At 69.0% G+C, this 15,672-nt stretch carries 12 protein-coding genes; 11 read left to right on the top strand and 1 reads right to left on the bottom strand.

Translation table 11 applies throughout. The annotated features are described in order from the left end of the window. The first annotated feature begins 173 nt into the window (after positions 1-173). The 9 genes from DXK32_RS26230 (at position 174) to DXK32_RS26190 (ending at position 10,159) form a co-directional block, all read left to right on the top strand. Positions 174-1,652: an aldehyde dehydrogenase gene (locus DXK32_RS26230; RefSeq protein ID WP_114861198.1), complete on the top strand. Its 1,479-nt coding sequence runs from the start codon at positions 174-176 to the stop codon at positions 1,650-1,652. Between the two features lie 38 nt (positions 1,653-1,690). Next, positions 1,691-2,518, top strand: a complete 828-nt coding sequence (locus DXK32_RS26225; protein ID WP_114861197.1) for a citryl-CoA lyase — start codon at positions 1,691-1,693, stop codon at positions 2,516-2,518. Continuing rightward, entirely contained in the window at positions 2,515-3,777 is a 1,263-nt protein-coding gene (locus tag DXK32_RS26220; protein WP_114861196.1) for a CaiB/BaiF CoA transferase family protein, read from the top strand. Before DXK32_RS26225 ends, DXK32_RS26220 begins: the two co-directional genes overlap by 4 nt. 27 nt (positions 3,778-3,804) lie before the next feature. Continuing rightward, entirely contained in the window at positions 3,805-5,337 is a 1,533-nt protein-coding gene (locus DXK32_RS26215) for an FAD-dependent oxidoreductase (protein ID WP_205215832.1), read from the top strand. 46 nt (positions 5,338-5,383) lie between these two features. Continuing rightward, positions 5,384-6,613, top strand: a complete 1,230-nt coding sequence (locus DXK32_RS26210; protein ID WP_205215831.1) for an ABC transporter substrate-binding protein — start codon at positions 5,384-5,386, stop codon at positions 6,611-6,613. A gap of 107 nt (positions 6,614-6,720) precedes the next feature. Further along, on the top strand, positions 6,721-7,515 hold the full coding sequence (locus DXK32_RS26205; protein WP_114861194.1) for an ABC transporter ATP-binding protein: 795 nt from the start codon (positions 6,721-6,723) through the stop codon (positions 7,513-7,515). Beyond that, positions 7,508-8,245, top strand: a complete 738-nt coding sequence (locus tag DXK32_RS26200; protein ID WP_114861193.1) for an ABC transporter ATP-binding protein — start codon at positions 7,508-7,510, stop codon at positions 8,243-8,245. Before DXK32_RS26205 ends, DXK32_RS26200 begins: the two co-directional genes overlap by 8 nt. A gap of 18 nt (positions 8,246-8,263) precedes the next feature. Further along, positions 8,264-9,151: a branched-chain amino acid ABC transporter permease gene (locus DXK32_RS26195; RefSeq protein WP_114861192.1), complete on the top strand. Its 888-nt coding sequence runs from the start codon at positions 8,264-8,266 to the stop codon at positions 9,149-9,151. A gap of 45 nt (positions 9,152-9,196) precedes the next feature. After that, positions 9,197-10,159: a branched-chain amino acid ABC transporter permease gene (locus tag DXK32_RS26190; RefSeq protein ID WP_247877358.1), complete on the top strand. Its 963-nt coding sequence runs from the start codon at positions 9,197-9,199 to the stop codon at positions 10,157-10,159. On the opposite strand, the gene DXK32_RS26185 is transcribed toward DXK32_RS26190, so the two are convergent. Beyond that, positions 10,156-11,058 (bottom strand): ferritin-like domain-containing protein, encoded by a 903-nt coding sequence (locus tag DXK32_RS26185; RefSeq protein WP_114861190.1) that lies wholly within the window; start codon positions 11,056-11,058, stop codon positions 10,156-10,158. The two genes, DXK32_RS26190 and DXK32_RS26185, sit on opposite strands and share 4 nt — an antisense overlap. Before the next feature lie 229 nt (positions 11,059-11,287). Here DXK32_RS26185 and DXK32_RS26180 point away from each other — a divergent pair, with 229 nt between their 5' ends. Both DXK32_RS26180 and nosZ read left to right on the top strand, forming a co-directional pair. Further along, positions 11,288-13,591, top strand: a complete 2,304-nt coding sequence (locus DXK32_RS26180; protein ID WP_247877355.1) for a NosR/NirI family protein — start codon at positions 11,288-11,290, stop codon at positions 13,589-13,591. Positions 13,592-13,643: 52 nt separating this feature from the next. Continuing rightward, positions 13,644-15,587, top strand: coding sequence for a TAT-dependent nitrous-oxide reductase (gene nosZ, locus DXK32_RS26175; RefSeq protein ID WP_114861188.1), 1,944 nt, complete (start codon positions 13,644-13,646; stop codon positions 15,585-15,587). Positions 15,588-15,672 lie beyond the last annotated feature (85 nt).

Here is a 15,672-nt window from a genome sequence, read left to right as displayed (position 1 = left end):
GCCATCGGCAGGCCTTAGCGTGCATTTTGCCCCAACACAACCCTCGGACGTCAAGGATGTCCGGGGCTGAAAAATGTTCGAGACCGAACGGTTCGGGGTTGACGCATTTAGCACGCTTATGTTCTCTTAGATGAAACATGGTTCTATCTAACAGAACTTCTGCGAGGCGAAGGGTGGAACGCTACAGGCTGTTCATCGATGGAGACTGGTGCGATCCGGTGTCCAACGAGTGGTTCGAATCGACGGAGCCCTATTCGGGGCGGGCGTGGGCGGAGATCCCGCGCGGGACGCAGGGCGACGCCGATCGCGCGATCGAAGCGGCGCACCGCGCCTTCCTGGCTCCGGAATGGGCCGGGCTGACCGCGACCCAGCGCGGCGCCCTGCTGCGCCGGCTGGCCGAGCTGATCGAGCGCAACGTCGATCGGCTGGGCGCCATCGAGCAGCGCGACAACGGCAAGCTGATGGCCGAGGTCAGCGGGCAGGTGCGCAACGTCGCCCAGTGGTTCCATTACTACGCCGGCCTCGCCGACAAGGTTCAGGGCGCCGTCGTGCCGATCAACAAGGCCGACGTCTTCAACTACGTGAAGTACGAGCCGCTCGGCGTCGTCGTCGCCATCACGCCGTGGAACTCCCCGCTCGCCCTGACCACCTGGAAGATGGCCCCGGCCCTGGCCGCCGGAAACACCATCGTCATCAAGCCGTCGGAATACACCTCCGCCTCCATCCTGGAGCTGGCGAAGCTGGCCCACGAGGCGGGCTTCCCGCGCGGCGTCGTCAACGTCGTCACCGGCTTCGGCGGCGAGGTCGGCGAGCCGCTGGTCCGCCATCGCCTGACCGCCAAGGTCGCCTTCACCGGCGGCGACATCGGCGGCCAGCGCGTCAACGAGGCGGCGGCGCCGGGCCTGAAGAAGGTGACGCTGGAACTGGGCGGCAAGTCGCCGAACATCGTCTTCGACGACGCCGACCTCGACCAGGCGGTGAAGGGCGCCATCTCCGGCGTGTTCGGCGCCTCGGGCCAGACCTGCATGGCCGGCTCGCGCCTGCTGGTGCAGAAGACCATCCACGACGCCTTCGTCGCGAAGCTGGTCGCGGCGGCGGGCGAGGCGCGCATCGGTGATCCGTCGAAGATGGACACGCAGATCGGCCCCATCGCCACCCGCGCGCAGTGGGAGAAGATCCTGCGGATGATCGAGATGGCCAAGGCGGAGGGCGCGGTCTGCGCGCTCGGCGGCCACGCGCTGTCGGGACCGGAGTACGGCCAGGGGCAGTTCGTGGCGCCGACCATCTTCACCGGCGTCCGCAACGACATGCGCATCGCCCAGGAGGAGGTGTTCGGCCCGGTCCTCTGCGTCATCCCCTTCGAGGACGAGGAGGACGCGCTGCGCATCGCCAACGACGTCGAGTTCGGTCTGGCGGCCGGCGTGTGGACGCGCGACCTGCACCGCGCGATGCAGTGCGTGGACCGGCTGCGCGCCGGGACGGTGTGGGTGAACAACTACCGCTCCACCAGCTTCACCACGCCCTTCGGCGGCTACAAGCGCTCCGGCCTCGGCCGCGAGGGCGGCGTGGAGGCGATCAAGGAATATCTCCAGACCAAGAGCGTCTGGATCACCACCAAGCCCAACCGCGCCAACCCCTTCGTGCTCGGCTGAGGCCGGGCCTGCAGGGGCCTTGCCCCGGGAGCATTCCCATGTCCGAAGCGACCATCGATACCGCCGCCGGCTGGTGGCGGACGTCGATCATCGACATCCATCCAGGTTCGATCCGGGTGCGCGGCTACGCCATCGAGGAGCTGATCGGCACGATCGGCTTTCCCGACATGGTCTGGCTGATGCTGCGCGGCGACCTGCCGACGCCGGCCCAGGGCCGGCTGCTGGGGGCCGCGCTGGTCGCGGCGGTGGACCACGGGCCGCAGGCGCCGTCCATCGCCACGGCCCGCATGGCCGCCACCTGCGGCGTCGGGCTGAACAACGCCATGGCCTCCGGCATCAACGCGCTGGGCGACGTCCATGGCGGCGCCGGCCAGCAAGGCATGGAGCTGTACGCGGCCATCGCCGCCCGCATGGCGGAGGGCGCCACCCTGGCCGCGGCGGCGGACGCCGAGATCGCCGCCCGGCTGGAGCGGCGCGAGCACATTCCCGGCTTCGGCCACCGCTTCCACCCCGTCGATCCGCGCGCCGGCCGGCTGCTGACCCTGGTGGACGAGGCGAGGGGCGAGGAGGCCGTGACCGGGGAGGTCGCCGCCATCGGCCGCGCCGTCGAGGACGCGCTGGCCGCCCGCAAGGGCAAGCGCGTGCCGATGAACATCGACGGCGCCACCGCCGTGGTGTTCGCGGAACTCGGCTTCCCGCCCGGTCTCGGGCGCGGGCTGTTCGTGCTGTCCCGCTCGGTCGGCATCCTGGCGCACGCCTGGGAGCAGTCGCAGCAGGGCGGCCGGATCAAGGGGCCGATGCCGCCGTCCATCCCCTACCGCTACGACGGCGCCGCGCCGCGCCCGGTTTCGGGAGGCGGCGCATGACCGGCCCGACCGCCGACAACCCGCTGCCCCTGGCCGGCGTCAAGGTCCTCGACTTCGGCCACACGGTGATGGGGCCGTCCTGCGCCATGATCCTCGCCGACCTCGGCGCCGACGTGGTGAAGATCGAACCGGTGCCCAACGGCGAGCCCACCCGCCATCTGAAGGGCTTCGGCACCGGCTATTTCGGCTATTTCAATCGCAACAAGCGTTCGCTCGCCGTCGATCTGAAATCACCGGAGGGGCGCGAGATCGCCCGCCGCCTCGTCGCCGAGACCGACGTGCTGGTGGAGAATTTCGCCCCCGGCACGATGGACCGGCTGGGGCTGGGCGCCGAGACGCTGGCCGGCGTCAATCCGCGCCTGATCTACGCCAGCCTGAAGGGCTTCCTCGACGGCCCCTACGCCGGGCGCCTCGCGCTCGACGAGGTGGTGCAGATGATGACCGGGCTCGCCTACATGACCGGGCCGAGCGGCCGGCCGCTGCGCGCCGGCACGTCGGTGGTGGACATCACCGGCGGCATGTTCGCGGTCATCGCCATCCTGGTGGCGCTGCGCGAGCGCGAGCGGACCGGCCGGGGTCAGACCGTCGAATCCGCGCTGTTCGAGACCACGGTGTTCCTGATGGGGCAGCATCTCTGCTACGCCGCCCAGTCGGACGCGCCGATCCCGCCGATGCCGGAGCGCGTGTCGGCCTGGGCGGTCTACGAGACCTTCCACACCGCCGACGGGCGGCCGATCTTCGTCGGCATCACCACCGACAGCCATTGGGAGCGCTTCTGCGCCACCATCGACCGGCCGGACCTGCGCGACGATCCGCAGTTCCGCACCAACAACGACCGCATCGCCGCCCGGCCGCGCCTGCTGCCGCTGCTGACGGCGCTGTTCGGCGGCCTGTCGATGGAGGAGGCGGTGTCGGTGTGCGAGCGCGCCCGCATCCCCTTCGCCCCGATCGCCCGGCCGGAGGATCTGTTCGACGACCCGCATCTGCGGGCGACCAACGGGCTGATGCCGACCACCCTGCCCAACGGGGTGCGGACCGCGCTGCCGCGGCTGCCGATCCATGTGGCGGACGCGGATCTGGCGATCCGCTGCGATCCGCCGCGCGTCGGCCAGGACACGCGCGCCGTGCTGGCCGAGGCCGGCTACGACCCGGCGGTGGTCGAGCGGCTGGTGCAGGCCGGGGTCATCGTGGCCGACGGCACCACCAATGGCACCGCCGACCGTGCACCGGGCAAGAATCAGAAACGCCTCGCCGGATGAAGCGGGACAGGTCAGGAGACGAATGACATGACGGAGGAAACCAGGATGAGCCCGGCCGGCAACAACATCGCCAGCGACACCCTCAGCGACAATGATATCAGCGATCTGGTGATCGTCGGCTGCGGCATCGCCGGGCTTTCGGCGGCGGTGACGGCGCTGCAGGCCGGGCTGTCGGTCACGCTGCTGGAGCGGGCGCCGGAGGAGGATTTCGGCGGCAACTCGCGCTGGACCGAAGCCTACATGAGGATGAAGAACGATTCCGAGATCGCCGACGATTTCGAGGAGCATTTCGCCGCCAACGCCGGGCTGAACATCGACCCCAACGTGCTGGCCGCCGCCGCCGAGCCCTACGAATACTGGCCCGATTACGTGAAGGCCCATCCCTTTCCCGATCCGGAGGTGATCGCCCGCTTCGCCGAGCGGGTGCCGACGACCATCGGCTGGCTGAAGGAGTTCGGCCTGCGCTTCGAGCCGCAGCCGATCTATCTGCTGACCCAGAACACCCAGCGCATCGCCGCCCAGGGCGGCGGCCTCGCCCTGATCGAGCGGCTGATGGCCGAGGCGAAGGCGCTGGGCGCCCGCGTGCTCTACCGCACCACCGCGCTCGACCTGCTGCGCGACGGGCAGGGCCGCATCGGCGGCGTCCACGCCACCGGGCCGGACGGCCTGCGCGTCGCCATCCGCGGCCGGTCGACGGTGCTCGCCTCGGGCGGCTACCAGGGCAACACGGAGATGATGACCCGCTACATGGGGGCGCGCGCCAAGCATGTGCGGCCGGTGGCGCGCGGCGGCTACTACAACCGCGGCGAGGGCATCCGCATGGCGCTCGACGCCGGGGCGGCGCCGGCCGGCGATTTCGGCTCCTACCACGCCGAGCCGGTCGATCCGCGGTCCCGCCAGCCCGAGGCGGTGATCTTCATCTGGCCCTACGGCGTGCTGGTCAACAAGCGCGGCGAGCGCTTCCTCGACGAGGCGCCGGGCACCGCCGACGCCACCTACGACCACATCACGCGCGTCGTCGCCGACCAGCCGGACGGGCTCGCCTACGTCCTGTTCGACGATCAGGTGGAAGACATCCCGCGCTGGCGCACCAGCATCCGCAGCGACGTGCCGGCCATCGAGGCGCCGACGCTCGACGCCCTGATCGAGAAGCTCGGCCTGCCGGCCGAGGCCACCAGGGCGACGGTCGCCGCCTACAACGCCGCCTGTCCGGCCGACGCCAGCCGCTTCGACCCGACGCGGGTGGACGGTCTGGCGACGACCGGCCTGACCCCGGCCAAGACCAACTGGGCGCGCCCGCTGGTCAAGGGGCCGTTCCGCGCCTTCCCCATCGTCTCGGCCAACTGCTTCACCTTCGGCGGGCTGAAGGTGGACGTGGACGCCCGCGTTCTCGACGGCAACGGCCAGCCGATGCCCGGCCTCTACGCAGCGGGCGAGACGGTCGGCCTCTACCACCAGGTCTACACCGGCTCGACCTCGGTCCTGCGCGGCGCCGTGTTCGGCCGGCTCGCCGCCCAGCACGCCGCCCAGGACATGGCCGCGTCGCGGAACGCCGGCTGACCATCATAAGAAAATCTCGGGTCCAAGGATTCATTGGGAGGAAATCGTGAAGCGCTACGCCGTGACGGCGGCCATCGCCGCCTGCCTGCTCGCCCAGGCCCATTCCGAACCGGCCCACGCCCAGGGTGCCGCCTACAGCGACGGCAAGATCAAGATCGGCATCCTGACCGACCTGTCGGGCCAGCTCTCCGACAGCACCGGGCAGGGCTCGATCGCCGCCGCGCAGATGGCGGTGGAGGATTTCGGCGGCGCCGTCAACGGCACGCCCATCGAGCTGATCTTCGCCGACCATCAGAACAAGGCCGACATCGGCGCCTCGACGGCGCGGCGCTGGTACGACGTCGATCAGGTGGACGCCATCATCGACGTGCCGAACTCCGCGGTGGCGCTGGCCGTGCAGCAGATCACCAAGGAGGCCAACCGCGTCGCCATCTTCTCCTCCCCGGCCAGTTCGGACCTGACCGGCAAGGCCTGCACGCCGAACGGGCTGCATTGGACCTACGACACCTACGCCCTCGCCCATGTGACGGCGGAGGCGGTGGTGGCCTCGGGCCTGAGCAGCTGGTACTTCCTGACCTCCGACTACGCCTTCGGCCATGCGCTGGAGCGTGACACCGGCGCCGTCGTCGAAAGCCAGAAGGGCAAGGTTCTGGGCAGCGTCCGCGTGCCGGCCAACAACGCCGACTTCTCGTCCTTCCTGCTCCAGGCGCAGGCGTCGCCGGCCAAGGTCGTGGCGCTCGCCACCGCCGGGGCCGACACCCAGAACGCGATCAAGCAGGCGGCGGAGTTCGGCCTCGGCCAGTCGGGCAAGAACATCGTGGCGCTGCTGCTCGCCATCAGCGAGGTCCATGCGCTGGGCCTTCAGGCGACCCAGGACATCATGCTGACCACCCCCTTCTACTGGGACATGGACGACGGGACGCGCGCCTTCTCCAAGCGCTTCTTCGAGAAGCGCAAGGCGATGCCGACCTTCTATCAGGCCGGCGTCTACGGTGCGGTCAGCCATTACCTAAAGGCGATCAAGGCCGCCGGGACGGACGCGGCCTCCGACGTCATGAAGACGATGAAGGCGACCCCGGTGAACGACTTCATGACCAAGAACGGCTCGGTGCGCGAGGACGGCCGGGTGCTGCGCGACATGCATCTGTTCCAGGTGAAGACCCCCGCGGAGTCCAAGGCGCCGTGGGATTACTACAAGCTGGTCCGCAGCGTTCCCGCCGACCGCGCCTTCCGGCCGCTGTCGGAAAGCGACTGTCCGCTCGTCAAGAAGATGTAAGGCGAAACACGCCGTCGGAACGCGGCGCTTCGGCGACGCGGCACCGGCGGCGTCGCGTCCCTTGCGCGAACGGCGCGAGGCCGGCTCATCACCGGGAAAGGACAGACATGACCACCGGACACACGACAACCGGACACACGGCCGGGCACACCGGCGACATCATCCTGGAAGCGCGTGGCCTGACGATGGAGTTCAAGGGCTTCGTCGCGGTGAAGGAGGTGAATCTCCAGGTCCGCCGCGGCACCATCCACGCGCTGATCGGCCCCAACGGCGCCGGCAAGAGCACGGTCTTCAACCTGCTTACCAAGTTCCTGACGCCGACGCGCGGCCAGATTCTTTACAAGGGGCGCGACATCACCGCCATGAAGCCCGCCGACGTGGCGCTGCTCGGCATGGTGCGGTCGTTCCAGATCTCCGCGGTCTTCCCGCACCTCAGCGTGCTGGAGAACGTCCGGGTGGCGCTTCAGCGCCCGCTCGGCACCAGCTTCCACTTCTGGAAGTCCGAGGAGACGCTGCGCGACCTGCGGGGCCGCGCGCTGGAGCTGATCGAGGCGGTGAACCTCACCCCGTGGGCCGACCATCTGGCCGCCGAGCTGCCCTACGGCCGCAAGCGCGCCTTAGAGATCGCCACCACGCTGGCCCTCGACCCGGAGGTGATGCTGCTCGACGAGCCGCTGGCTGGCATGGGACACGAGGACATCGAGGGCACCGCCGCGCTGATCAAGCGCGTATCCGCCGACCGCACCATCCTGATGGTGGAGCACAACCTGTCGGTCGTCGCCCACCTGTCGGACACCATCACCGTGCTCCGCCGCGGCGAAATCCTGGCGGAAGGGCCGTACGAGGCCGTGTCGCGGAACCCGCAGGTGATGGAGGCCTATATGGGGACCGGACATGCCTGACGGGATGCGCAAGACGACCGCCGGGACCGGGACGGCGATGCTCGACATCACCGATCTGCACGGCTTCTACGGCGAAAGCCACGTGCTGCACGGCGTCAACATCGATGTGCGCCAGGGCGAGGTGGTGACGCTGCTCGGCCGCAACGGCGCCGGCAAGACCTCCACCATGCGCGCCATCATGGGGATCATGGGCAAGCGCACCGGCTCCATCCGCTTCCAGGGCCACGAGCTGATCGGCATGGCGCCGCACCGGATTCCCCGCCTCGGCATCGGCTACGTGCCGGAGGAGCGCGGGATTTTCTCCAGCCTCAGCGTGGACGAGAATCTGGCGCTGCCGCCGGTGGTGAAGGAGGGCGGGATGACCGTCCCGCAAATCCACGCGCTGTTTCCCAACCTGAAGGGCCGCGGCGCGACGCAAGGCACGCGCCTGTCGGGCGGCGAGCAGCAGATGCTGGCGATCGGCCGCATCCTGCGCACCGGCGCCGGCCTGATCCTGCTCGACGAGCCGACCGAGGGGCTCGCCCCCGTCATCATCGAGCAGATCGGCGTGGCGGTGCGGGCGCTGAAACAGCGCGGCTTCACCATCCTGCTGGTCGAGCAGAACTTCCGCTTCGCCGCCACCATCGCCGACCGCCACTACGTGATGGAAGAGGGGCATGTGGTGGACATGATCCCCAACGACCAGCTCCACGCCAACATGGACAAGCTCCACACCTATCTCGGCGTGTGAGCGGGAGAAGAACGCCCGATGTCCCAACTGCTCGGCATTCCGCCGCAGGCCCTGTTCGGCCAGCTTCTGCTCGGCCTGATCAACGGCTCCTTCTACGCGCTGCTCAGCCTCGGGCTGGCCGTGATCTTCGGCATGCTCAACGTCGTCAACATGGCGCACGGCGCCCTCTACATGGTCGGCGCCTTCGTGGCGTGGCTGCTGCTGACCTACGCCGGTGTCGGCTACTGGGGGGCGCTGGTTCTGGCGCCGCTGGCGGTCGGGCTGGTCGGGCTGGCGCTGGAGCGCACGCTGTTGCGCCGGCTCTACAAGGTCGACCATCTCTACGGTCTGCTGCTGACCTTCGGCCTCGCGCTGATCTTCGAGGGCGCCTTCCGCCATCACTATGGCGTGTCGGGCCAGCCTTACCCGATCCCGGACCTGCTGAAGGGCGGGACCAACCTCGGCTTCATGTATCTGCCCACATACCGCGGCTGGGTGGTCGCGGCCTCGCTGCTGGTCTGCCTGGGCACGTGGTTCGCCATCGAGCGGACGAAGCTCGGCGCCTATCTGCGGGCGGCCACCGAGAACCCGACCCTGGTCCAGGCCTTCGGCATCAACGTGCCGGTGATGGTGTCGCTGACCTACGGCTTCGGGGTGGCGCTGGCCGGTCTGGCCGGGGTGCTGGCCGCGCCGATCTATCAGGTCTCGCCGATGATGGGGTCGAACCTGATCATCGTCGTCTTCGCGGTGGTGGTGATCGGCGGCATGGGCTCGATCCTCGGCGCCATCGTCACCGGCCTGGGGCTGGGGCTGCTGGAAGGCCTGACCAAGGTCTTCTACCCGGAGGCCTCCAACATCGTCGTCTTCGTCATCATGGCTGTGGTGCTGATGGTCAAGCCCGCCGGCCTGTTCGGGCGGGAGAGATAAGCCATGAGCCTGCAAACCAGGGACACGCTGCACGAAGGACTCGCCATGCGCGGCGGCTCGCCGAGGGTCCTGCTGACCGGGGCGCTGCTGCTCCTGGCGGTCCTGGCGCCCTACGCCCTGTACCCGGTATTCCTGATGAAGGTGCTGTGCTTCGCGCTGTTCGCCTGTGCCTTCAACCTGCTGATCGGCTTCGCCGGGCTGCTGAGTTTCGGCCATGCCGCCTTCTTCGGCGGGGCGGCCTACGTCGCCGCCCATGTGGTCAAGGAATGGGGCTGGGCGCCCGAGGCCGGGCTGCTCGCCGCCACCGCGGCGGCCGGAGCGATGGGGCTGGTCTTCGGCCTGCTCGCCATCCGCCGGCAGGGCATCTACTTCGCCATGATCACCCTGGCGCTGAGCCAGATGATCTTCTTCCTGGCCCTGCAACTGCCCTTCACCCATGGCGAGGACGGCATCCAGGCGGTGCCGCGCGGGCATCTGTTCGGGCTGTTCGACCTCAGCCAGCCGCTGACCATGTACTACACCGTGCTGGCGATCTTCCTCGGCGGCTTCGCCCTGATCTGGCGCGCGGTCCACTCGCCCTTCGGCCAGGTGCTGAAGGCGATCCGCGAGAACGAGCCGCGCGCCGTGTCGCTGGGCTACCGGACGGAGCGCTACAAGCTGCTGGCCTTCGTGCTGTCGGCGAGCCTCGCCGGTCTGGCCGGCGGGACCAAGGCGCTGGTCTTCCAGCTCGCCTCGCTGACCGACGTGACGTGGCAGATGTCGGGCGAGGTGGTGCTGATGACCCTGCTCGGCGGCATGGGCACGCTGCTCGGCCCGGTGGTGGGGGCGGCGCTGGTGGTGACGCTGGAAAGCTATCTCGCCTCGACCAGCCTGCCGGTGCCGGTGGTGATCGGCGCGATCTTCGTCGTCTGCGTCCTGCTCTTCCGCCGGGGCATCGTCGGGGAGCTGCTGCACCGCCTGCCGGGGACGGGGAGGCCCCGCGCCGATCGCCCCCGGACGGGCTCCTAGCCGGCGGCGTCGATCCGCTCCGCCAGCAGCGCGAGGTGTCCGACCACGGCTTCCTGAAAACGCAGGGATTCGGTCAGGACCAGCTCGTCGGTTGCCTGGGCCGCCACGTCGGCGAAGGCTTCGGCGAGCCGTTCCGAGGCGGCGACCGCCGCGCGCAGTCCGGCGGCTGCGGTGTCGGGGAGGGTGGCCGGCGACGCCGCCGCGTCGGAGCCGGACGGGATCAACGCCCGCTCCTCTTCGGCGATGCGGGCCAGCAGCGCGGCTCCGTCCCCGTCGCCCAGGGCCAGCAGGCGCGCCGCCAGCGCGCCGTGCTCGGCGGCGGTGGCGGACAGCAGGGCGACGGCCAGCCGTTCCAGCTCAGCCGGGGTGTCCGCGCGGGTCGGCTTGTGCTCCGCCCGGCCCCGTTCGCGGCGGTAGGCCTTGCGGCGCTCGCGGCGGAGCAGGGCGGCGTGGCGCAGCTCCTCGCGGGCCAGCGCCTCGGCGTGGGTGCGGACCGGCTCGTCCGGGGCGCCGGCGGCGATGTAGCTGTAGAAGGCGAAGGCGCGCTGCTCGTTGATCACCGCCAGCGACAGCGCCTGATAGGGCGTCAGCCGCGTGCGCTCGGTCAATTCCTCCCAGGAGGCGGCAAGCTCCGGCGGCAGGCGCCAGAGAAAGGCCGGAGCGTCGGGGGTGGGGCGGCCGAGGCGGTGCGCCCAGCCGTCCACCGCCTGGACATGCTCCTGCTCCTCCGCGATCAGGGCGCGGAAGGTGGTGGCGGTGTCGGTCTCGCCACGGCGGTCCATCAGGGCCGCCAACTGGGTGTAGCGGCGCACCGCCTCCTGCTCCAGCGCCAGCGCGATGCCCAGAAGCTCGTCCAGCGAGCGGACCCCACCCTGTGGTTCGTGGCGCAGCAACGGCATGGAAACCCCCGGTCGCGAGTGAACTTCGCCTAAAATGCAATCGATATTTCCGCCCGATCAGCAATCGTACGGACCCTGGGGCGGAGGATAGCCCGGCTTCATTTTTCCGCGACTTGACGACGGTCAAGAACAGCGACCCGAACCTGCGGTCTCATGAGCGCGTCAACGGGGCATACGGCCCCTTGATCAAGATCAAGACTTCAAGGCAAGGGCGATGGTTGCGGACTTCTTGCGGGGAACACGCGCACTGGTGGTGGGGCTGCTGATCCTGCTGGCCGGTCTCGGCACGGCGGACGCCGCCGAAGCGCTGCTGGCGCGGTATCTCGGCGCGGTGCAGCCGGGCGATCTCGCCGCCGGGGCGGACCGCTTCGGCGCCCCCCTGCCGAACGCGCCGCTGGTTCCCGTCTACAAGGGCGACGCGCTGGTCGGCCACGCCTTCCTGACCTCCGACTTCGTGAACACGACCGGCTATTCGGGCCGTCCGATCCATGTGATGGTCGGGCTGGCGCCGGACGGCACGGTGACCGGGGCGAAGCTGGTTGACCATCACGAGCCCATCGTCCTGATCGGCATCCCGCCCGCCAAGGTCAACGCCTTCATCGACGGCTACGTCGGCAAGAACGTGCTGACCCTGGCCTCGCAGAGCGCGTCCAGCCCGCCAGTCGACATCGTGTCCGGCGCCACCGTGACGGTGATGGTGATCGGCGATTCGATCATCCGCTCCGGCAAGAAGGTGTTGCAGGCTCTGGGCGCGCCGGGAGCGGCCGAGGCCGCGCCGACGGTGACCCGCAGCCTCGACCTGTCCAAGAGCGGAGTCGAAGCCAAGGACCGGGAAGACTGGGCCACGCTGGTCGGCGACGGTTCGGTGCGCCGCCTCACGTTGACGGTGGGCGAGGTCAACGCCGCCTTCGAGCGCACCGGCAAGGCCGAGGCCGCCGCCCGTCCCGAAGCCGGCGATCCGAACGACAGCTTCATCGACCTCTACGCCGCGCTCGCCACCATTCCCGCCGTCGGCCGCTCCCTGCTCGGCGACGCGGAGTACGAGGCGCTGGTGCAGCGGCTGAAGCCGGGCCAGCACGCCATCGTCGTGGCCGGTCAGGGGCGCTATTCCTTCAAGGGCTCGGGCTATGTGCGCGGCGGCATCTTCGACCGTTTCGAGCTGGTCCAGCACGAGGGCGCGATCCGCTTCCGCGACCGTCTGCACAAGCGCCTGGGCTCCCTGGCCGCGGCGGGCGCGCCGAATTTCCCCGAGATCGGCCTGTTCGTCATCCCCGAAGAGGTCGGCTTCAATCCCGCCGATCCGTGGCGCCTGCAACTGCTGGTCCAGCGCGCGACCGCCGCGCTCGACAAGGCCTTCGTCACCTTCGACCTCGGCTACCAGCCGCCGGAAAAGTTCCTGAAGGTCGAGCCGGTGGCCGCTCCTGCCGCTCCTGCCGCTCCTGCCGCTGCCGCCGCGCCGGCCTCCGTGGCTCCGGCCGCCGTGGCTCCGATGGCCGCCGCCCTGGCGGAAGCGGACGCCGGCGACGAGATCCCGCTGTGGCGGCGCATCTGGGAGAATCGCCTGTTCGACATCGCCGTGCTGGCGAGCGCGATCCTGCTGCTGACCGGAATCTTCTTCTTCCAGGACCAGCTCGTGAAGCGTCCGGCCCTCTACGAGCGGGTGCGCACCGGGTTCCTCGTCTTCACGCTGGTCTGGCTCGGCTGGTACGCGACGGCGCAGCTGTCGGTGGTCAACGTGCTGACCTTCGCCAACGCGCTGCGCACCGACTTCCGCTGGGACTATTTCCTGATGGACCCGCTGGTGTTCATCCTGTGGTTCTCGGTCGCCGCGTCGCTGCTGTTCTGGGGCCGGGGCGCCTTCTGCGGCTGGCTGTGCCCGTTCGGCGCGCTGCAGGAGCTGGCGTCCAAGGCCGCCAAGAAACTCGGCGTCCGCCAGATCGCCGTTCCCTTCGGGCTGCACCAGCGGCTGTGGCCGATCAAGTACATGATCTTCCTGCTGCTGTTCGGCCTGTCGCTGACCTCGCTGGCGACGGCGGAGAAGGCGGCGGAGGTCGAGCCCTTCAAGACCGCGATCATCCTGCATTTCGTCCGCGACTGGTGGTTCGTCCTGTTCGCCGTGGCCCTGATCGCCGCCGGCCTGTTCATCGAGCGCTTCTTCTGCCGCTACCTGTGCCCGCTGGGCGCTGCGCTGGCCATCCCCGGCCGGATGCGGATGTTCGACTGGCTGCGCCGCTACAAGGAATGCGGCAACCCGTGCCGGCGCTGCGCCAACGAGTGCCCGGTCCAGGCGATCCACCCCGACGGCTCGATCAACCCCAACGAATGCATCCAGTGCCTCCACTGCCAGGTGCTCTACCACCACGACCGCAAATGCCCGGTCATGATCCAGAAGCGCCTGAAGCGGGAGCGCCGCGACGCTTCCCAATCCACCGGCCAATCCACCGGCACCGCTGCGGAAGCCAAACCCCGCGCCGCCGTGCTGACCACCGATCCCGCCACCGGGCACCTGTCCGCCCGGCCGGAAGGATTTTGACCCACCAGGTCGAAACAAGAGCCCCGCAAGGGGACATCGAAGGAGCTGACTCATGTCGGAAACAAAGGCGTCGAACATCAAGGTTGAGCGGACGGGCGTGAACCGCCGCGATCTTCTCGGGGGCACCGCCAAGGCGGCGGCGCTGGCCGGAATCGCCGGCGCGGTGGCCGGCGGCACGGCGGGCGGTGCGCTGTTCGGCGCCGGCCCGGCCGCGGCCGCGGGGTCGGGCAACCAGAAGTACGAGGTCAAGCCGGGCGATCTCGACGAATATTACGTCTTCCATTCCGGCGGCCAGTCGGGCGAGCTGCGCATCCTCGGCCTGCCCAGCATGCGCGAGCTGCACCGCATCCCGGTGTTCAACCGCTGCAGCGCCTCGGGCTGGGGCCTGACCAACGAGAGCCGCAAGATCCTGACCGAGGGCCTGACCGAGGAGAACCGGAAGTATCTGGCCAACCACGGCGGCACCTGGCTGAACGGTGACCTGCACCACCCGCACATGTCCTTCACCGATGGCACCTACGACGGGCGCTACATCTTCGTGAACGACAAGGCGAACACCCGCGTCGCCCGCATCCGCTGCGACATCATGAAGGTCGACAAGATCATCGACATTCCGAACGTCTCGGCGATCCACGGCCTGCGTCTGCAGAAGTACCCGCGCACCGGCTACGTCTTCGCGAACGCCGAGCAGCTCGTGCCGATGCCGAACGACGGCAAGAACGTCGACCCGAAGAACTACCGGACGCACTTCTCCGCCATCGACGGCGACAGCATGACGGTGTCGTGGCAGGTCCGTGTGGACGGCAACCTCGACAACACCGAGGCGGACTACCAGGGCAAATACGCCTTCTCGACCTGCTACAACTCCGAAGGCGGCGTGACCACCGCGGAGATGACGGCGAACGAGCAGGACTGGATCGTCGTCTTCAACATCAAGCGCATCGAAGAGGCGGTGAAGGCCGGCAAGGTCGAGGTGATGCACGGCGTCCCGGTGGTGGACGGCCGCCACGGCTCGCCCTTCACCCGTTACATCCCGATCCCCAACAGCCCGCACGGCGTCAACGCGGCGCCGGACGGCATCCACGTCACCATCAACGGCAAGCTGTCGCCGACGGTGTCGGTGATGGACGTCCGCCTGCTCGACGACCTGTTCGACGACAAGATCAAGCCGCGGGACGTCATCGTGGCAGAGCCGCAGCTGGGCCTCGGGCCTCTGCACACCGCCTATGACGGGCGCGGCAACGGCTACACCACGCTGTTCCTCGACAGCCAGATCGTGAAGTGGAACATCGACAAGGCCAAGCGCGCCTACAAGGGCGAGAAGGTCGATCCGATCATCCAGAAGCTGGACGTGCACTACCAGCCGGGCCACACCCATTCCTCCATGGGCCAGACCAAGGAGGCCGATGGCAAGTGGCTGATGGTGCTGAACAAGTTCTCCAAGGACCGCTTCCTCAACGTCGGTCCGAGCAAGCCGGAGAACGACCAGCTCGTTGACATCTCGGGCGACGAGATGAAGCTGGTGCACGACGGCCCGACCTACGCCGAGCCGCACGACACGCTGATCGTCCACCGCTCCAAGCTGAACCCGAAGAGCATCTTCACCCGCGACGACCCGATGTGGGAGGAGGCCCGCCAGCAGGCCAAGAAGGACGGCGTCAACCTGGACGACGACGCCAAGGTGATCCGCGAGGGCAACAAGGTCCGCGTCTACATGTGGCAGCGCGCTCCGGCCTACGGGCTTGAGGAGTTCACGGTCAAGCAGGGTGACGAAGTGACGCTCTACATCTCCAACATGGACGATGTGGACGATCTGACCCACGGCTTCACCCTGTCCAACCACGGCATCGCCATGGAGATCGGGCCGCAGCAGACCAGCTCTGTCACCTTCATCGCCGAGCGTCCGGGCGTGCATTGGTACTATTGCCAGTGGTTCTGCCACGCCCTGCACATGGAGATGGGCGGCCGCATGATCGTCGAGCCGCGCGCCACCTGAGGCACCTGCCGCTTGCCCCCACCCCAACCCCTCCCCCGCTGACGCAGGGGAGGGGCTCAATTCCCTCCCCTGCGAAGCGGGGGAG

Source organism: Azospirillum brasilense, from assembly GCF_003349955.1.
Lineage (GTDB): Bacteria > Pseudomonadota > Alphaproteobacteria > Azospirillales > Azospirillaceae > Azospirillum > Azospirillum brasilense_B.
Note: the sequence above shows the minus strand (reverse complement) of the source record. Positions and strands in the feature narration are given on the sequence as shown.